This window comes from Kitasatospora sp. NPDC030952 (assembly GCF_055571335.1).
Genome location: NZ_JBVIFM010000019.1, coordinates 107,880 through 126,573 on the forward strand (window position 1 = coordinate 107,880; position 18,694 = coordinate 126,573).

The 18,694-nt window shown below is 72.5% G+C and carries 16 protein-coding genes; 12 read left to right on the forward strand and 4 right to left on the reverse strand.

Going from position 1 to position 18,694, the window contains the following annotated elements; genetic code table 11:
- Positions 1-492: 492 nt before the first annotated feature.
- The 4 genes from ACZ47G_RS28670 (at position 493) to ACZ47G_RS28685 (ending at position 3,304) form a co-directional block, all read left to right on the forward strand.
- Positions 493-960 carry a TraR/DksA family transcriptional regulator gene (locus ACZ47G_RS28670; protein WP_380462002.1) on the forward strand — a complete coding sequence of 156 codons (468 nt, stop codon included), beginning with the start codon at positions 493-495 and terminating at the stop codon, positions 958-960.
- Between the two features lie 248 nt (positions 961-1,208).
- Positions 1,209-1,823, forward strand: a complete 615-nt coding sequence (gene lspA, locus ACZ47G_RS28675; protein WP_465747474.1) for a signal peptidase II — start codon at positions 1,209-1,211, stop codon at positions 1,821-1,823.
- Between the two features lie 79 nt (positions 1,824-1,902).
- Entirely contained in the window at positions 1,903-2,841 is a 939-nt protein-coding gene (locus tag ACZ47G_RS28680) for an RluA family pseudouridine synthase (protein ID WP_380462005.1), read from the forward strand.
- 1 nt (position 2,842) lies between these two features.
- Positions 2,843-3,304, forward strand: coding sequence for a GNAT family N-acetyltransferase (locus ACZ47G_RS28685; RefSeq protein WP_465747477.1), 462 nt, complete (start codon positions 2,843-2,845; stop codon positions 3,302-3,304).
- Between the two features lie 113 nt (positions 3,305-3,417).
- On the opposite strand, the gene ACZ47G_RS28690 is transcribed toward ACZ47G_RS28685, so the two are convergent.
- A complete protein-coding gene (locus ACZ47G_RS28690) occupies positions 3,418-4,437 on the reverse strand; it encodes a mechanosensitive ion channel family protein (protein ID WP_465747479.1) in 1,020 nt (339 codons plus the stop codon).
- Positions 4,438-4,565: 128 nt separating this feature from the next.
- Between ACZ47G_RS28690 and ACZ47G_RS28695 the strand changes: the two genes are divergently transcribed.
- Complete coding sequence (locus tag ACZ47G_RS28695) at positions 4,566-7,394, forward strand: alpha/beta fold hydrolase (RefSeq protein ID WP_465747481.1); 2,829 nt, start codon at positions 4,566-4,568, stop codon at positions 7,392-7,394.
- Between the two features lie 11 nt (positions 7,395-7,405).
- Positions 7,406-8,290 (forward strand): ABC transporter permease, encoded by an 885-nt coding sequence (locus ACZ47G_RS28700; RefSeq protein WP_465747605.1) that lies wholly within the window; start codon positions 7,406-7,408, stop codon positions 8,288-8,290.
- A 37-nt stretch (positions 8,291-8,327) separates the two neighbouring features.
- Here ACZ47G_RS28700 and ACZ47G_RS28705 read toward each other — a convergent pair whose 3' ends face one another.
- Complete coding sequence (locus ACZ47G_RS28705; RefSeq protein ID WP_465747483.1) at positions 8,328-8,999, reverse strand: TetR family transcriptional regulator; 672 nt, start codon at positions 8,997-8,999, stop codon at positions 8,328-8,330.
- A 476-nt stretch (positions 9,000-9,475) separates the two neighbouring features.
- Here ACZ47G_RS28705 and ACZ47G_RS28710 point away from each other — a divergent pair, with 476 nt between their 5' ends.
- On the forward strand, positions 9,476-10,054 hold the full coding sequence (locus tag ACZ47G_RS28710; protein ID WP_465747485.1) for a dienelactone hydrolase family protein: 579 nt from the start codon (positions 9,476-9,478) through the stop codon (positions 10,052-10,054).
- 63 nt (positions 10,055-10,117) lie between these two features.
- On the opposite strand, the gene ACZ47G_RS28715 is transcribed toward ACZ47G_RS28710, so the two are convergent.
- A complete protein-coding gene (locus ACZ47G_RS28715; protein WP_465747487.1) occupies positions 10,118-10,564 on the reverse strand; it encodes an Lrp/AsnC family transcriptional regulator in 447 nt (148 codons plus the stop codon).
- A gap of 93 nt (positions 10,565-10,657) precedes the next feature.
- Here ACZ47G_RS28715 and ACZ47G_RS28720 point away from each other — a divergent pair, with 93 nt between their 5' ends.
- The 4 genes from ACZ47G_RS28720 (at position 10,658) to dnaE (ending at position 16,735) form a co-directional block, all read left to right on the forward strand.
- Positions 10,658-11,473 carry an LLM class flavin-dependent oxidoreductase gene (locus ACZ47G_RS28720; RefSeq protein ID WP_465747489.1) on the forward strand — a complete coding sequence of 272 codons (816 nt, stop codon included), beginning with the start codon at positions 10,658-10,660 and terminating at the stop codon, positions 11,471-11,473.
- On the forward strand, positions 11,470-11,940 hold the full coding sequence (locus tag ACZ47G_RS28725; RefSeq protein ID WP_465747491.1) for a nucleoside deaminase: 471 nt from the start codon (positions 11,470-11,472) through the stop codon (positions 11,938-11,940). Before ACZ47G_RS28720 ends, ACZ47G_RS28725 begins: the two co-directional genes overlap by 4 nt.
- Positions 11,941-12,074: 134 nt before the next feature.
- Positions 12,075-13,019: a hypothetical protein gene (locus ACZ47G_RS28730; RefSeq protein WP_465747493.1), complete on the forward strand. Its 945-nt coding sequence runs from the start codon at positions 12,075-12,077 to the stop codon at positions 13,017-13,019.
- A 182-nt stretch (positions 13,020-13,201) separates the two neighbouring features.
- On the forward strand, positions 13,202-16,735 hold the full coding sequence (dnaE, locus tag ACZ47G_RS28735) for a DNA polymerase III subunit alpha (protein ID WP_465747495.1): 3,534 nt from the start codon (positions 13,202-13,204) through the stop codon (positions 16,733-16,735).
- A gap of 67 nt (positions 16,736-16,802) precedes the next feature.
- Here the strand turns inward: dnaE and ACZ47G_RS28740 are convergent, their stop codons facing one another.
- A complete protein-coding gene (locus ACZ47G_RS28740; protein WP_465747497.1) occupies positions 16,803-17,690 on the reverse strand; it encodes a LysR family transcriptional regulator in 888 nt (295 codons plus the stop codon).
- Between the two features lie 72 nt (positions 17,691-17,762).
- Between ACZ47G_RS28740 and ACZ47G_RS28745 the strand changes: the two genes are divergently transcribed.
- Positions 17,763-18,650 (forward strand): dihydrodipicolinate synthase family protein, encoded by an 888-nt coding sequence (locus ACZ47G_RS28745; RefSeq protein WP_465747498.1) that lies wholly within the window; start codon positions 17,763-17,765, stop codon positions 18,648-18,650.
- Positions 18,651-18,694: the final 44 nt, after the last annotated feature.

Genomic DNA, 18,694 nt, shown 5'->3' on the forward strand with positions numbered 1-18,694 from the left:
CGGGCTGCGCGGTGGCCGTTCTTCCGGCGGCTCCGGGGTGATCTTCCCGTCGTGCACACCCCCGGGCTCGCACCGTCCCCGGGTCGCTGGTGGCTGCGTACGTCGGTACTCGTCCCATCTGCGCCTTGCAGGGCAAGTGTATCGGCCGGGCGAGACGGTTTGTCCAAACGGTTTCGGGGGAGGCCGGTCCGGGGGCGATCCGGGCTGGTCGGCGGGGGCGGTTAGGCAGGGGTGAGGTGGGCACAAGTCTGTCAGCGCGTGGGGCGTGGCGCTTGGGGCGGCTGCCTGGGTGGGATCATCGTGAGGCGCCGGTATGTCATGTTGTGACCGGTTTTGATCGGGATTATCGTTCCGGCACTGGAAGCCGCCGGGAACCGGCGGCTCGATTCGTTCGTAGATGGGGTCGAAGCCATGGCTGAGAAGGCAACCAGCGCGGGTACCGCCACCAAGCGGGCACGCAAGGCCGTGGCGGCCGATCCAGGGGAGGGGACCGTGACCACTACCGCACCTCAGAACACCAGTACCGACACCGTCACCGTGCCGCGCGGAGCCGAGTCGGTCGACCCGGCCACGCTGCCGGTCCGGCCAGGCGAGGACGCCTGGACCTCGGAAGAGGTCCACGAACTGCACGACGAGCTGATCGCCGACCTGGAACGGCTGCGCGGCGAGATCGACGCCGCCGACGCCGCCATCGCCGGCCTGATGCGCGACTCCAACGACGGAGCCGGCGACGACCAGGTGGACGCCGGTACGAAGAACATCTCGCGGGAGAGCGAGCTGGCGCTCGCCAACAACGCCCGGGACAGCCTCGCCCAGACCGAGCGCGCCCTGGAGCGGCTGGAGGGCGTCGGCTTCGGCACCTGCGAGTCCTGCGGACAGGCCATCGGCAAGGCCCGGATGCAGGCCTTCCCCCGGGCCACGCTCTGTGTGCAGTGCAAGGCCAAGCAGGAACGCCGCTGACGCGGAGCGCTTGACCGGGCGGTTCAGTTGGGCGGTTCAGCTGGGCGGCTCGGCCGGGCGACCGGGGCGACGCGGGGGGTCGGGCTTGCCGTACGCTCGACCCCGTAACGTCGCCTGACTCGTCGGTACGGACGCGTTCAGGCCCTCACCGGCTCACATCGGCAGCGGAGCGGATCATCAGTACGCAAGGTTCCCCCCAGACCCGGGACGACGCCGTCCCGAACCCCGCCGATGGCGCGGAGGCGGTTGTGGCCGAACCCATCGAACCCACCGGGCCCTCCGGGGCGGGCTCCGTGGAGAACGGGAACGCGGACGAGGCGGTCGCCGGGGGCGGGGCCACGGCGCTGGACAAGCCGAAGGGCCGGCGGCGGGTCGGGGTGCTGCTGGTCGTCGCCGTCCTCGCGTTCCTGATCGACCTCGCCAGCAAGCTGCTCGTCGTCGCCCGGCTGGAGAACCACGCGGCGATCAAGGTGATCGGCGACATCGTCACCTTCCAGGTGATCCGCAACTCCGGCGCCGCCTTCGGCATGGGGCAGGCGCTGACCGTCGTCTTCACCATGATCGCCTCGGCCGTCATCGTGGTGATCTGGCGGATCGCCCGCCGGCTGTACAGCCTCCCGTGGGCGATCGCGCTCGGGCTGCTGCTCGGCGGCGCCCTCGGCAACCTCACCGACCGGCTGTTCCGCGCGCCCGGCGTCTTCCGCGGCCACGTGGTGGACTTCATCTCGGTCCAGCACTTCGCGGTGTTCAACCTCGCCGACTCGGCGATCGTCTGCGGCGGCATCCTCGTGGTGCTGCTCTCGTTCCGCGGCAGCAACCCGGACGGGACCGTGCACCAGCAGGCGGAGAAGGGCGACAAGTAGTGCGCTCCGTCCTCCGCCCGGAGCGGTGCGGCTCCCGGCGGGGGAAGGGGCACTGCGCGTTTCCGGCATACTCGTACGGGTGAGTACCGCAGCGCAGATCCGAAGCCTCCCCGTTCCCGACGGCCTGGAGGGCGAGCGCCTCGACGCCGCCCTCGCCCGGATGTTCGGCTTCTCCCGGACCAAGGCCGCCGAACTGGCCGCCGAGGGCAAGGTGACGCTCGACGGCGCCGTGGCCGGCAAGTCGGACCGGGTGACCGCCGGCTCCTGGCTGGAGGTCGAGATCCCCGCCCCCGCCGCCCCGGTGCAGATCGTGGCCGAGCCGGTCGAGGGCATGCGGATCGTCCACGACGACGACGACATCGTCCTGATCGACAAGCCGGTCGGCGTCGCCGCGCACCCGAGCCCCGGCTGGACCGGCACCACCGTGATCGGCGGGCTCGCCGCGGCCGGCTACCGGATCTCCACCTCCGGCGCGGCCGAGCGGCAGGGCATCGTGCACCGGCTGGACGTCGGCACCTCGGGCCTGATGGTCGTCGCCAAGTCCGAACGGGCCTACACCGACCTCAAGCGGCAGTTCCACGACCGGATCACCGACAAGCGCTACCACACGCTGGTCCAGGGCCACCCGGACCCGCTGAGCGGCACCGTCGACGCGCCGATCGGGCGGCACCCCAGCTCGGACTGGAAGTGGGCGGTGACCCGCGACGGCAAGCCGTCCGTCACCCACTACGACCTGATCGAGGCGTACCGGGCGGCCTCTCTGATGGCCATCAAGCTGGAGACCGGCCGCACCCACCAGATCCGCGTCCACATGTCCGCGCTGCGGCACCCCTGCGTCGGCGACCTGACGTACGGCGCCGACCCGACGCTCGCCAAGCGGCTCGGGCTCACCCGGCAGTGGCTGCACGCCGTCTCGCTCGGCTTCGAGCACCCGGCGGACGGGCAGTGGGTCGAGTTCAGCAGCGAGTACCCGGCGGACCTGCAGAAGGCGCTCGACATCATCGCCTCGGAGAGCTGAGATGACCGTCTCCGTGCGGGTCGCCGAGAGCGAAGCGGACCTGGAGCTGGCGCGGGCCGTCCGGCGTGAGGTGTTCGTCGTCGAGCAGAACGTGCCGGAGGAGCTGGAGTACGACGAGTACGACGCGACCTCGGTGCACGTGCTGGCCGTGGGCGCGGACGGTGCGGGGCTCGGGACCGGGCGGCTGATCTTCGGCGACCAGGCGCTGGAGCTGACCGGGGGTGTCGAGGGACGCGTGCTGCTCGGGCGGCTCGCGGTCGTCGCGGCGGCCCGGGGGACCGGGCTCGGGGTCGAGCTGGTTCGGGCGATCGAGGCGGCGGGGCGCGAGCGCGGGGGCGTCGAGGTCGAACTGCACGCACAGGTGCGGGCGCTCGGGTTCTACGAGCGGCTGGGGTACGTGGCGGAGGGGCCGGTGTATGACGATGCCGGGATTCCGCATCGGACGATGACGAGGGTTTTGTAGGGCTTCTTGGTGGCCGGGACGGGTGTGCGGGTCTCGGCCTTCCGCTTCGCGCAGTTCCCCGCGCCCCTTCCGGGGCGCGGGGATTTTTGTTGGGGGAGGGCGGGGGTGCGGGGTCAGGTGTCGGTGGTGCGGAGGCGGGGGAGGGCTTGGGGGTGCTCGTCGCGGAGGTGGGCGATGAGTTGTTCGCGGATGTCGAAGCGGAGTTGGGCGGCGTCGTCGGGGGTGCGGGCGGTCATGGTGGCGCGGACGACGATGGTGCTGGGGGTGGTGTCGGTGACGTTGAGGGCCCATTCGTCGCCGTCCCAGCGGGGGTGCTGCTCCAGCAGGGTGTGCAGGGTGGCGCGGAGGTCGTCGACCCGGGTGGTGGGGTCGAGGTGGAGCAGGACGGCGGCGAGCAGGCCGGGATCGCGGCGGGTCCAGTTCTCGAAGGGCTTGTTGACGAAGTAGGAGACCGGGACGATCAGCCGGCGGTGGTCCCAGAGCCGGACCACCAGGTAGGAGAGGGTGATCTCCTCGACGGTGCCCTGCTGGCCGTCCACCACCACGGTGTCGCCGATCCGGACGGTGTCGCCGAAGGCGATCTGAAGGCCGGCGAAGAAGTTGCCCAGGGTGCTCTGGGCGGCGATGCCGGCCACGATGCCGATCAGGCCGGCCGAGGCGAGCAGGCTGGCGCCGACGGTGCGCATCGCGGAGAAGGTCAGCAGCATCACGGCGGCGGTGACCACGACGATCACCGCGCCGACCACCCGGCGCAGCATGCTGACCTGGGTGCGGACCCGCTGCACCCGGGCCGGGTCGTCGGTGACCGTCTCGTAGCGGCGGAGCAGTGCCTCCAGGACGGCGGCCACCACGCGGACGGTGAGCCAGCCGAGGGAGGCGAGCAGGAGCAGTAGGAGCAGGTGGTGGGCGCCCTCGTCGTCGGCCAGGTGGAAGATCCGCTTGAGCGGGTCGACGGCGAGCAACAGGGCTGACGCGATGGCGAGTTGGAGCGGGATCCGGCAGCGGCGGAGCAGTGCCCAGACCGGTGCCCCGGGGTGGTCGGCGCTGATCCGCTGGAGGGCCTGGTCGACGATCCAGCCGATCGCGAGGGTGGCGGCGACGGTGGCGAGCAGGGTGATCAGCGGCCAGAGCACGGGGGACCTTCTCGGGGCGGGACAGGCTGGTGAGCCGTACGATACCGGCGCTTAGCGGCCTGAAACGGATGAAAAGGGGTGGCGGCTTTATCGGACACCTACTCGTGCGGCGGATACGATCTGCCCCCATGGAGTTCGGTGGGGCATGGCGTCGATGGCGCGGCCGGGGCACGTCGGTACGGCGCAGGCTGGTGGCCGGGGCGGTGGCCCTGGTGGCGGTGGCCGGGGTCGGCACGGTGGCGGTGGCGTCCGACGGTGAGCAGGCGGTCCATCAAGAGGATCGTTTCCTCAGCATGCCGGAGACGCCCGGCAGCACCCAGCAGGTCCAGCTGGACACCTCGTTCTTCACCACCGGCTCCGGCCCGCGCCCGGCCGTGCTGCTCGCGCACGGCTTCGGCGGCTCCAAGGAGGGCGAGCGGGACCGCGCTCAGCAGCTGGCCCGGCAGGGCTACGCGGTGCTGACCTGGTCGGCGCGCGGCTTCGGGCACTCGGGCGGGAAGATCGGGCTGAACGCGCCGGACCGGGAGGTCGAGGACGTCAAGCACCTGGTGGACTGGCTGGCCCAGCGGCCCGAGGTGCAGCTCGACGGCCCCGGCGACCCCCGGGTCGGCATCACCGGCGCCTCGTACGGCGGGGCGATCTCGCTGCTGGCCTCGGCGTACGACCACCGGATCGACGCGGTGGCCACCCAGATCACCTGGTGGAACCTGGCCGACGCGCTGTTCCCGCAGGGGGCACAGGGCTCGGGCGCGGCCGACGGCGTGTTCAAGAAGCTGTGGGCCGGGATCTTCTTCACCACCGGCTCGGCGGGGGACCTCGGGCCCTCGGGCGGTGCGCCGCGCAACGGGACCGAGCCGGACGGCGCCCCGACGGACGGGCAGGTCGGCTGCGGGCGGTTCCTGGACTCGCTCTGCCAGATGTACGACCGGGTCGCGACCGCCGGGCACGCCGACCCGGAGGCCGTCGCGCTGCTGGACAAGTCGAGCCCGTCCTCGGTGGCGGCGCAGCTCAAGGCGCCCACCCTGGTGGTGCAGGGGCAGCAGGACTCCCTGTTCCCGCTCGACCAGGGCGACCGGATCGCCCAGGCGGTCGCGGCCAACGGCGCGCCCGTCTCGGTGGACTGGTTCGCCGGCGGGCACGACGGCGGGACGGACACCAGCGCCCGGGTGGACGACCGGGTCACCGCCTGGTTCGACCACTACTTGAGGGGGCGCGGGAACGACACCGGGCCGCATTTCCGGGTGACCCGGACCGGCGGCGTGGACTCGACCGGCTTCCAGGCCGTGCTGCGCGGCGCCGACGCCGACCGCTACCCCGGGCTCGGGGGGACCGCGACCCGGTCCGTCGAGCTGACCGGCCGGGAGCAGGCCGTCGCCAATCCGCCCGGCGGGGCGCCGCCGGGGATCTCCACGCTGCCCGGGATCGGTGCGCTGAGCCAGGCGGCCTCGCTCGGGGCCGGGCTCTCGCTGGACTTCCCCGGGCAGAACGCCGCCTTCGAATCGGCGCCGCTGGACAAGCCGCTGCACCTCACCGGGCAGCCGACCGTACCGGTGCGGGTGACGGCGGACCGGCCGGACGCGGTGCTGTTCGCGAAGCTGTACGACGTCGGGCCGGACGGCAAGGCGGTGCTGCCGCAGCAGCTCGCGGCGCCGCTGCGGGTCACCGGCGCCGACGCGGGGCAGACGGTGACCGTCCGGCTGCCCGCCGTGGACCATGACTTCCCGGCCGGGCACCGGCTGCGGCTGGTGCTGGCCTCCACCGACCTGGCGTACGCCTCGCCGGCCGACCCGGCCACCTACCGGGTGGCGGTGGCCGGGGCGCTCACCGCGCCGACCGTCGAGGAGCTGGTCACGGAGGCGGCGCCGCTGCCCGCGCGGACCTGGATGCTGCCGGTGGGCGCCGTGCTGGTGGCCGCCGGGGTGGTGCTGCTGCCGCTGGTGCGGCGGCGGTGGTTGCGGCGGGGGGCCGCGGCGGGTGGGCCGGCGGGGCTCTCCGGGCCGTCGGGGCCCCCGGGGCCCGAGTTCGATCCGGCGCTGGCCGGGGTGCCGCTACGGATCAGCGGGCTGAGCAAGCGCTACAAGGGCTCTCAGGACCGTTATGCCGTACGGGAGTTGGGCTTCCGGGTGGAGCGGGGCCAGGTGCTCGGCCTGCTCGGGCCGAACGGGGCCGGCAAGACCACCACGCTGCGCATGCTGATGGGCCTGATCCGGCCGGACGCCGGGGAGATCCGGGTCTTCGGGCACCTGATCCGCCCCGGGGCGCCGGTGCTCTCGCGGGTCGGGGCGTTCGTCGAGGGCGCGGGCTTCCTGCCGCACCTCACCGGACGCGCCAACCTGCGGCTGTACTGGCAGGCCACCGGGCGTCCGGAGGCCGACGCGCGCTTCGACGAGGCGCTCGCGATCGCCGGGCTCGGCGAGGCGCTGGACCGCGCGGTGCGGACGTACTCGCAGGGCATGCGGCAGCGGCTCGCCATCGCCCAGGCGATGCTCGGGATGCCGGACCTGCTGATCCTGGACGAGCCGACCAACGGGCTGGACCCGCCGCAGATCCGCGAGATGCGCGAGGTGATGATCCGGTACGCGGCCGCCGGCCGGACCGTCATCGTCTCCAGCCACCTGCTGGCCGAGGTCGAGCAGAGCTGTACGGACCTGGTGGTGATGGACCGCGGGCAGCTGGTGACGGCCGGGCCGGTCGGCGAGATCGTCGGCGGTGGTGAGCTGCTGATGATCGGCGTGGCCGCGTCCTACGACCCGGAGCCGGTCGTCGAGAAGATCGGCGCGCTGGCCGGGGTCGGCTCGGCGGAGGCGGTCGAGGGCGGGCTGCTGGTCCGGCTGGACGGGCTGCCGGCGAGCGAACTGCTGGCGGAGCTGGTGCGGCTGGGGGTGCCGGTGGAGAGCGCCGGACCGCAGCGGCGCCTGGAGGACGCGTTCCTGTCGTTGATCGGAGGTGCGGCGTGAGCGCTGCCAGGGTGACGAGTGACAGCACGGACGCCGGCCAGGGCGACCGCGCCTCGGGGGACCACGCGGCGGGGTACCGGGCGAGCCGGACCCTGCCGCTACGGGTGGAGGCGATCCGGCAGCTGCGCCGGCGGCGCACCCTGGTGATCGGCGCGGTGCTGGCCGCCATGCCGTTCGTCATCCTGGCGGCGTTCCAGATCGGCGGCACCCCCGGGCGCCCGGACCGGACCACCTTCATCGACCTGGCCACCGCCTCGGGCGCCAACTTCGCCGTCACCATGCTGTTCGTGGGCACCGGCTTCATGCTGGTGATCCCCGTCGCGCTGTTCTGCGGGGACACCGTGGCCTCGGAGGCCAGCTGGTCCTCGCTGCGCTACCTGCTGGCCGCGCCGGTGCCGCGGGCCCGGCTGCTGGCCCGCAAGTTCGTGGTCGGGCTGGCGTTCTCGGCGGTCGCGGTCGTCATGCTGCCCGCGATCGGGCTGGTCGTGGGCACGGTGGCGTACGGCTGGGGGGACCTCAAGCTGCCCGCCGGGGCCAGCCTGCCGGCCGGGGAGGCGCTGCCCCGGATCGCGATCGCGGTGGCCTTCGTGTTCCTGAGCGAACTGGTGATCGCCGCGCTGGCGTTCTGGCTGTCGACGGCCACGGACGCGCCGCTGGGGGCGGTCGGCGGGGCGGTGTTCCTGTCGATCATCACCGGGGTGCTGGACGCCGTCACCGCGCTGGGGGACCTGCGGGAGTGGCTGCCGGCGCACTGGCAGTACGCCTGGGCGGACGCCCTGCAGCCGCAGCTGGAGTGGGGCGGCATGCTGCAGGGGGTCTCGTTGTCGCTGTCGTACGCGGTGGTGCTGTTGGCGCTGGCCTTCCGCGGGTTCGCGCGCAAGGACGTGGTGTCGTAGCGGGGTGGGGGCAGGCCCGGGGCATCGGGGCGGGGGCTCAGGGGTGGGCGGGGCCCGGGGCGGGGCAGCCGGCGGCGGTGGGGCTCGGGGCGGGGCCTCCGGTCGGGGCCGGGTCGCCGGGCAGGGCGGTGCTGCCGGACAGGGCCGTGAAGAGGAGCCGCCACAGCGGCTCCCCGCCGGGGGCGCGGGTGCCGCCGTCGCACTCGGTGCGGGTGTTCAGCAGCCCCCGGAGCACGATCAGCAGCAGTTCGGCGACCACGGGCGGGCAGTGGTCGGGGAAGCCGCTGTCGCGCTGGGCCCGGCGGACCAGGTCGGTCAGGGCGACGTGCATGTCGGCGAGGACGTCGGCGGGGGCCTGGGCCAGGTTGGGGCAGTCCGCCGCCAGCCGGAGGGCGGCCCGCAGCCGGACGTCCGACCGCAGCCGGTCGGCGAAGCCCACCACGACGCCCCGGAGCACCTCGGCGGCGTCCGCGCCCGGGGTGTCGTACTCGGCGTGCACGCTGGTCCAGACCGTCCGGGACTCGTCGATCAGGGCGCGGGCCAGGGAGCCCTTCGAGGGGAAGTGGCCGTAGAGCGCGCCCTTGGTCATGCCGATGCGATCGGCCACCGTGTTCAGGGTGGTGCTCTCGTAGCCCTGGGCGGCGAAGATCTCGGCCGCGGCCGTCAGGACCTTCTCCCGGGTGCGGCGCGCCCGCTCCTGCTTTGCCATGTTCCTGCCCTCCGTGATTGACGACAGCTCATACATACCATCGGGATGGAATGTTGTTGCAAGGCTTTCGTTCGGGGAGGGAGTGTGCTTGTTCTTGCCCGTCGGATCGAGGCCAAGAAACATTCCTAAAGGAAGGAATCTTACGAACATGTGAACGGCGCAGAACGGAGCGGAGCGGGCGCGGGAGGGTGTGGAACGGCGCGCGGGGGCGGCGCACCGGCATTCGCAGCACCACCGGTACCGCGCTCGCCGGTACCGCGCTCGCCAGGACCGCGGCCTCGACCGCGAAGACGGGGCCGGTCGGCACGGGCGCCAGCTCGGAGAGCGCCCCGGCGAGCAGCGGGCCGAGTCCGGCGCCGAAGGCCATCGCGCAGGAGGCCGCACTCCTGCGCGATGGCCTTCGGCGGGGGCTTCCGGGGCGGGTGCGGGATCATGGGTGGGTATCCCTGATCTCGTTTGCCGAAGGACCCCGAACCGTGGCCCAGATCGTCCTCTTCCACTCCGCCCACGGCCTGCACCCGGCCGTCCGGGCCGCCGCCGACCGGCTGCGCGCCGCCGGGCACACCGTGCACACCCCGGACCTCTTCGAGGGGCGCACCTTCGACGACAACGAGGCCTCGCAGGCCTACCAGGAGGAGATCGGCGGCGGGGACGAACTGCTGCGGCGCGCAGTGGTCGCCTCCGCCCCGCTCTCCGAGGGCGGGCTGGTGTACGCCGGGTTCTCGCTCGGCGGCGCCATCGCGCAGAACCTGGCGCTGGCCGACGAGAAGGCCCGCGGGCTGCTGCTCCTGCACGGCACCTCCGACCTGCGGGAGGACGCGGCAACCGCGATCCCGGTGCAGCTGCACATGGCGGAGCCGGACCCGTACGAGCCGGAGGACTGGCTGAACGCCTGGTACCTGCGGATGCGGCGGGCCGGTGCGGAGGTCGAGGTGCACCGCTACCCGGGCGCCGGGCACCTGTTCACCGACCCGGACCTGGACGACTACGACGCGGACGCCGCCGAGCAGGCCTGGGCGGCGGCGGTGGACTTCCTCGCGGACCTGGACGGCTAGGGACTGTCCTGGCCGGTCCGGCGGAGCTTGTCCCAGTCGGTCACCGGGAGCCCGGCCGGCCCGTCACGGGCGGGCCGGGCCGCGGCGGGGGAGGGTCTGGCTGTAGACGACGCTGGTGGTGGTGCTGCCGAAGCCGGCGAGCGAGTCCATCAGGGTCTCCAGGTGCTCCATGGAGGTCGCGGCCACCTTGAGGGTGTAGCAGTCGTCGCCGGTGGTGCGCAGGCACTCCAGGATCTCGCGGCGCTGGGCGAGCATCAGGTGCAGCGGCTGGTGGCGGTTGCCCGGGTACTTCAGGCGGACCACGGCGAGCACCGGGTAGCCGACCTTGGCCAGGTCCACGGTGGCGTGGTAGCCGGTGATGACGCCCAGCGACTCCAGGTTCCGCACCCGCTCGGTGGTGGCGGACGGGCTGAGGTTGACCCGGCGGCCCAGCTCGCTGAGCGAGATCCGGGCCTCCTGCTGGAGCTGATCGATGATCGCCCAGTCGGTGTCGTCGAGGTTCGCGGCCATCCGGCGATATTACCGGTGGATTCGCGGCTGGGGGAGGGTTCTGCCGGGAGCATTGGGTTCCGTGCGGAATCCGCCCGGGAATAGCCTCGTGGCATGCAATTTGGCGTCAACGTACCGAACTTCGGGCCCGGGACGGACCCCGGCATGCTGCGCGACTGGGCGCGGGTGGTGGAGGGTCTCGGGTTCGACCTGCTGATGGTGTCGGACCACGTCGCCGTGACGGCGGACGTCTCCGAGCGCTACCCCGAACCCTTCTACGACCCCTTCGCCACCCTCTCCTGGCTGGCCGGGGTGACCGAGGGCCGGCTGCGGCTGGGCACCACCGTGCTGGTGCTGCCGTACCGGAACCCGCTGCTGGTGGCCCGGATGGCCGGCACCCTGCACCGGCTCAGCGGCGGGCGGTTCGTGCTCGGCGTCGGGGCCGGCTGGGCGCGGCAGGAGTTCGAGGCGCTCGGAGTGCCGTTCGGCGCGCGGGGGCGGCTGACCGGCGAGTACCTGCGGGCGGTGCGGGAGGCGTGGGTGCAGCAGGGGGAGGGTGCTGCCGCCCCGGTGTGGGTCGGCGGCCACAGCGGGGCGGCGATCCGACGGGCGATCGAGCACGGCGACGCCTGGCACCCGCTGCGGCTGACCCTGGCGAAGATGCGGTCGGTGCTGGAGAGCCGTGTACTGCCCGGGTTCGCGCCGCGGATCGCGCTGCGGCTGACCGACCGGCCGCTGGACGACCCGGAACGGCTCGCCGGGGTCGGCAGTCTGGAACAGGTCATCGCCGACCTGCGGGAACTGCGCGGACTCGGCGCGGAGGCCGTCGTGCTGGACCCGTACCAGGCCGATCCGGAGGAGACCCGCCACCCCGAGACCGCGTGGCGAGCCCTGACGGCCGTGGCCGAGGAGTGGAGGAAGGCGTCATGATCACCCCTGCGGACGAGGCGCTGCTGCGGCAGGCGATCGGGATCGCGGCGCGGGCCGTGGAACTGGGCGACGCGCCGTACGGCTCGCTACTGGCCGGGCCGGACGGGACGGTGCTGGCCGAAGCGCACAACACCGTCCGGCGCGACGACGACATCACGGCCCACCCGGAACTGAAGCTCGCCCGCTGGGCGGCCCGGGCCCTGGACGAGGAGACCGCCGCGCTCACGACCATGTACACCAGCTGCCAGCCCTGCGGGATGTGCGCGGGGGCGCTGGTCCGGTCGGGGATCGGGCGGGTCGTGTACGCGCTCGCGACCGAGCAACTGGTCGAGCTCAACCCGGAGTCGGGGGCGTGGCCGGTGGTGGCGGAGGACGGGCCGGCGCTGTTCGACGAGGCGCGGGTGCCGATCGAGGTGTACTACCCCCGGAGTCGCGATGGGGGCGAATCCGATGGATCGTCAAAGTGACGATGGTGTGGGCGGGTTGGTTGACGACATCGATTGGCCGTGCTGCTGATCGGCCGGCGGTGGCGCCGGGGAGGAGCTGTGCTCGGACGTCCCCCGCCGGGTCCGCGCGCCGGGGGCTGGGGCACCATGGGCGCATGGCAGAGCGGCGACACGAGTACGCACCGGCGGGGACGCTGCCGGGGATGTTGCAGCGCGGGCGGGGGCTGGGCGCGCTGATGGCGGCGGAGGATCCCGCCTCGGCGGCCGAGCTGGTGTACGGCTGCATCCGGTGGGAGTGGCGCTGGGACTCGAACATCGACGAGCGGCACCTGTACCTGGCGCGGCTGGTCCGGGACCTGGAGCTGCCGCTCGGGCCGGTGATCGAGGTGCTGGCCGGGGGCGAGGAGGCGTGTGAGCGGGCCGCGGGGGTGCTGGAGCTGCTGGCGCTCAGCGGCTCGGTCGAGGCCCGGGAGGCGCTGCGGGCGTACCTCCGGGAGGGCGGCGAGCATTGGTCCGACGTCCTGGAGTCGGTGGCGGAGGCCTGGCCGCGGGAGTGGTGGGGCGACCTGGAGGAGGCCGTCCGGGACCGGGACCGTGGCTCGGACCAGAGCGAGCCGCCGGGACCGGCGCGGGAGGCCGAACGGCCCGACCCGATGGCCGAGGCGGCGAGCGGCGCGCTGCCGGGGCGGTCGGCCGAGCACGGGGCGGAGCGGGACGTCCCGGCGCTGGTCGCGGCGCTGGAGCGGGACTGGGTGGACCGGGCCTGGTGCGGGCCGATGCGGCTGGCGCGGGGGCTGGCGCGGTTCGGGTCGGAGGCGGCCGGCGCGGTCTCGTTGCTGCGACGGTTCTGGCTGTACACCCCGCACTCGTACGAGCGGGCCGCGTACCTGGAGGCGCTGGCGGCGGCCGGGTCGGCGGGCATGCCCGAGGCGTACACCGAGTCGCTCTGGGACTGCGAGGCGGACGTCCGGCTGCTGGGGGTCGAGCACGCCCCCGACGCACCGCACGTGCGGGCCCGGCTGGCGTACCTGCGGGCCGATCCGATCGAGGTGCCGGAGGTCAGGAACGCCGCCGAGGAGCGACTCGCCGGGCTGAGCTGAGGCCCTGCCGGAGACGTGGGGGAGCTGTTCGAAGGAGGCTAGAGTGGACGCGTGAACGCGTGAGTGATGGTCCGGACCCCGAGAGGTGTTCCGGGCCACATCCATTTCCGGGGCTCCTCCCCCTGTGACCCGCGCGTTCGCCGGCCCACCAGAACAGCACCAGAGCCTCCGGAGGCCCCGCCTTGAGCGACCAGCCGTTCGCGCATCTGCACGTCCACACCGAGTACTCGATGCTGGACGGTGCCGCCCGGCTGAAGCAGATGTTCAAGGAGGTCGAGCGGCTGGGGCAGACCCACGTCGCGATGACCGACCACGGGAACATGTACGGCGCCGCCGAGTTCCACCGGCAGGCGACCGATGCCGGGATCACCCCGGTGATCGGGATCGAGGCGTACGTCGCCCCCGAGTCCCGGTCGAACACCAAGCGCGTCCTGTGGGGCCAGCCGCACCAGAAGCGGGACGACGTCTCGGCGTCCGGCGCGTACACCCACAAGACCATCTGGGCCCGGAACAAGGAGGGCCTGCACAACCTCTTCAAGCTGACCTCGCGCTCGTACTCCGAGGGCTGGCTGGTGAAGTGGCCCCGGATGGACAAGGAGCTGATCTCCGAGCTGTCCGGCGGGCTGATGGCGACCACCGGCTGCCCCTCCGGTGAGGTGCAGACCCGGCTGCGGCTCGGCCAGTTCGACGAGGCGCTGAAGTCCGCCGCCGACTACCAGGAGATCTTCGGCAGGGAGAACTACTTCCTGGAGCTGATGGACCACGGCCTGGACATCGAGAAGCGGGTCCGGGACGGGCTGCTGGAGATCAGCAGGAAGCTGAACATCCCCCCGGTGGTCACCAACGACTCGCACTACACCACCGAGGCCGACGCCGGCGCCCACGACCTGCTGCTCTGCGTGCAGACCGGCAAGAACCTCTCGGACCCGGACCGCTTCCGCTTCGACGGCACCGGCTACTACATCAAGTCGGCCGCCGAGATGTACGCGCTGGACTCCTCGGACGCCTGGCAGGAGGGCTGCCGCAACAGCCAGCTGCTGGTCGCCTCCCGGGTCGACACCGAGGGCATGTTCAAGTTCAAGAACCTGATGCCCCGGTTCCCGATCCCGGAGGGCTTCGAGTCCGAGGCGGACTTCTTCAAGTCCAAGGTCTGGGAGGGCATGGACTGGCGCTTCCCGGGCGGGTACGACGAGGAGCACAAGAAGCTCGCCGAGTACGAGATGGACACCATCATCCAGATGGGGTTCCCGGCGTACTTCCTGGTGGTCGCCGACTTCATCATGTGGGCGAAGAGCCAGGGCATCGCGGTGGGCCCGGGCCGTGGTTCGGCGGCCGGTTCGCTGGTCGCCTACGCGATGGGCATCACCGACCTCGACCCCATCCCGCACGGGCTGATCTTCGAGCGCTTCCTCAACCCCGAGCGCATCTCGATGCCCGATGTCGACATCGACTTCGACGAGCGCCGGCGCGGTGACGTGATCCGGTACGTGACGGAGAAGTGGGGATCCGACAAGGTCGCCATGATCGTCACCTACGGCACCATCAAGGCGAAGGCCGCCATCAAGGACTCCTCGCGCGTCCTCGGCTACCCGTACGCGATGGGCGACCGGATCACCAAGGCGATGCCGCCGGACGTCATGGGCAAGGGCATCCCGCTGTCCGGCATCACGGACAGCAGCCACCCGCGCTACGGCGAGGCGGGCGAGATCCGCGCGCTGTACGAGAACGACCCGGACGTGCGGAAGGTGATCGACACCGCGCGCGGCATCGAGGGCCTGATCCGCCAGCCCGGCGTGCACGCGGCCGGCGTCATCATGTCCTCCGAGCCGCTGACCGACCACATCCCGGTCTGGACCCGGCACACCGACGGCGTCACCATCACGCAGTTCGACTACCCCACTTGCGAGGGCCTCGGCCTCCTCAAGATGGACTTCCTCGGCCTGCGCAACCTGACGATCATGGACGACGCCGTCAAGGCGATCGAGAAGAACAAGGGCGTCAAGATCAACCTGCTTGATCTGCCGCTCGACGACAAGCCCACCTACGAACTCCTCGCCCGCGGCGACACGCTCGGCGTCTTCCAGCTCGACGGCGGGCCGATGCGCTCGCTGCTGCGCCTGATGAAGCCCGACAACTTCGAGGACATCTCCGCCGTCCTGGCGCTGTACCGGCCGGGCCCGATGGGCGTCAACTCGCACACCAACTACGCGCTGCGCAAGAACGGGCAGCAGGAGATCACCCCGATCCACCCGGAGCTGGAGGAGCCCCTGGAGGAGGTGCTCCGGCCCACCTACGGCCTGATCGTCTACCAGGAGCAGGTGCAGAAGGCCGCGCAGATCCTGGCCGGCTACTCGCTCGGCCAGGCCGACCTGCTGCGCCGCGCGATGGGCAAGAAGAAGAAGGAGATCCTGGACGCGGAGTTCGTGCCCTTCCAGAAGGGCTGCCGCGAGCGCGGCTACTCCGACGCGGCCATCCAGGCGGTGTGGGACGTCCTCGTCCCCTTCTCCGGCTACGCGTTCAACAAGGCGCACACCGCCGGGTACGGGCTGGTCTCGTACTGGACGGCGTACCTCAAGGCCAACTACCCGGCCGAGTACATGTCCGGCCTGCTGACCTCCGTCAAGGACGACAAGGACAAGTCGGCGGTCTACCTCAACGAGTGCCGCAAGATGGGCATCCAGGTGCTGCCGCCGGACGTCAACGAGTCGGACTCGGACTTCACGCCGCACGGCAGCGAGACCGTCCGGTTCGGCCTGACCGCCATCCGCAACGTCGGCGGGCCGGTGGTCGAGTCGATGATCCGCACCCGGAAGGCGAAGGGGAAGTTCGCCTCCTTCCCGGACTTCCTGGAGAAGGTGGAGTCGGTGGTCTGCAACAAGCGGACCGTCGAATCGCTGATCAAGGCAGGGGCGTTCGACTCGCTCGGGCACACCCGCAAGGGCCTGAGCGCGCAGTTCGAGCCGATGATCGACAACGTCGTCGGGGTGAAGCGCAAGGAGGCCGAGGGGCAGTTCGACCTCTTCGGCGGCGACGCCACCTCGGAGGAGCCCAGCTTCGGGCTGGACGTGGTGTTCTCCGAGGAGGAGTGGGAGAAGTCCTTCCTGCTCACCCAGGAGCGGGAGATGCTCGGCCTGTACGTCTCCTCCCACCCGCTGCACGGCATCGAGCACGTGCTCGCCGACAAGTCGGACTGCGCGGTGGCGGACCTCGCGGAGCGGCCGGACGGCACCATCGTCACCATCGGCGGCATCATCTCGGGCCTCCAGCGGAAGATGACCAAGCAGGGCAACGCCTGGGCGATCGCCACCGTCGAGGACCTGGCGGGCTCGATCGACTGCATGTTCTTCCCGGCGAGCTACCAGCTGGTCTCCTCCCAACTCGTCGAGGACGCCGTGGTGTTCGTGCGCGGCAAGCTGGACAAGCGGGAGGACGTGCCGCGGCTGATGGGCATGGAGCTGTCCATCCCGGACCTGTCGAACGCGCACGCCGAGGCGCCGATCGTGATCAACATCCCGACCGCCAAGGTCACCCCGCCGCTGATCGCCCGGCTCAGCGAGGTGCTGACCCACCACAAGGGCACCACCGAGGTGCGGGTGCGGCTGGAGGGCCGTACCAAGACCACGGTGCTGCGGCTGGACCGGCACCGGGTGAAGTCGGACCCGGCGCTGTTCGGGGACCTCAAGCAGCTGCTCGGGCCGAGCTGCCTGGCGGGTTAGCGGCACGCGGGCGGGTCCGGGGTGTGCACCCCGGGCCCGCCCGTGAGCTCGGGCCCCGCCTGCGTGGTCAGGCCCCGCCGCCCAGTCCCGGCGGGACGGCCGTGTGCAGGGCCGAGACGAAGGCCGAGATGGCCGGGTGGGAGCCCGCGCCGGCCCGGAACGCGGCGCGGGTGCGGCGGTACATCGGCAGCCGGGTGAGGACCACGCCGGGCGGCGGCCCGGCGGTGCCCAGGTGGGGGACCAGCGCCACGCCCTGGCCCGCGGCGACCAGCGAGAGCACCGTGGTGAAGTCGTCGATCTGGTGCCGGATCCGCGGCGCGAAGCCCGCCGCCTCGCAGGCGCGGACGGCCATGGTGTGGCAGAGCGTGCCGGGCGGGGACATGATCCACGGCGCGCCGCTCTGCTCGGCGACCGTCCCCGCGGTGCGGGCGGCCAGGTACATCGGCTCGGTGAAGACCGGGTGGGTGACCGCGAGCCCCGGCTCCGGCTCGGTCGGGACGAGGTCGTACTCGTGGACCAGCGCCACGTCCAGCTCGCCCGCGCGCAGCGCCGCACCGACGGCGGCCGGATCCACCTCGGTGACCATCGGCTCCAGCCCCGGGTGCCAGGCGGCGAGGCCGGCGAGCACCGCCGGGATAATCGCGCGGGCCGCCGAGGGGTAGGTGCCGATCCGCAGAGGGCCGGCCAACCCCCGCTTGGCGTGGGCGAGTTCGGCGCCCGCCTGCTCCAGCAGGGCGAGTACGGCCTCGGCGTGGCGGACCAGGCCCAGTCCGGCCGGGGTGAGGCTGACCCGCCGCCCGGTGCGCTCCAGCAGCGGGACGCCGGCCTCCTTCTCCAGGACGGACAGTTGCTGGGACACCGCCGAGGGGCTGAAGGACAGCGCCTCGGCGACGGCCGCGATGGTGCCGAGGTGGGCGAGTTCGCGCAGCAGGCGCAGGCGTCGTACGTCGAGCATCGGCTCAGCTTACGAGAAGCGTCGGAAATGTGAACTGGACCTGGGGTGTCGCCGGGCCGCAGGATCGTCGGTATGGAACTCAAGGGCATCCACGTCCCCCTGATCACCCCCTTCGCCGCCGACGGCTCCGTCGCCCTCGATGCGCTGGAGAAGCTCGCGCACGAGGTCCTGGACGCCGGGGCGGCCGGCCTGGTCGCGCTCGGCACCACCGGCGAGCCCGCCGCGCTGACCGCCGAGGAGCGGGACGCGGTGATCGACGTGACGGCGTCCGCCTGCGCCGCGCGCGGGGCGCAGCTGACGGTCGGGGCCTCCGGCGGCGACACCCGGGCCGTCGGCGAGGCACTCGCCGCGCTCGGCGCGCGGGTGCCGCGGGCGGCGGCGCTGGTCACCACCCCGGCCTTCGTCCGGGCCGGCGAGGCCGGGACGGTCGCGCACTTCCGGGCGCTGGCCGCGGCCAGCCCGCTGCCGCTGGTCGTCTACCACATCCCGTACCGCACCGGGCAGCAGCTCTCCACCGCCGCGCTGCGCGAACTGGCCGCGATCGAGGGCGTGGTGGGCGTCAAGTACGCGACCGGCGGGCTGGACCAGACGGCCGCCGAGCTGCTCGCCGACACCCCGGTCGGCTTCGCGGTGCTGACCGGGGAGGACGCCTTCCTGGCGCCGATGCTGGCGATCGGCGCGGCCGGCGGCATCCTCGCCTCCGCGCACCTGGCGACCGGCCGCTTCGTCGAGCTGTACGAGGCCTGGCGGGCCGGGGACGTCGAGCGGGCCCGAGGGCTCGGGCACCGGCTGACCGCGCTGGCGCTGTCCGCGTTCACCGCGCCGAACCCGACGGTGACCAAGGGCGTGCTGCACGCCCAGGGCCGGATCCCCACCCCGGACGTGCGGCTGCCGTTGCTGCCCGCCGGGGAGGCCGAGGTCGCGGCCGCGCTGGCCCTCGTCAATGGTCTGGACCACTAAGCGCTCTCATACCGTGGAATGCCAGGTCGTGCGATGCCCGTGAC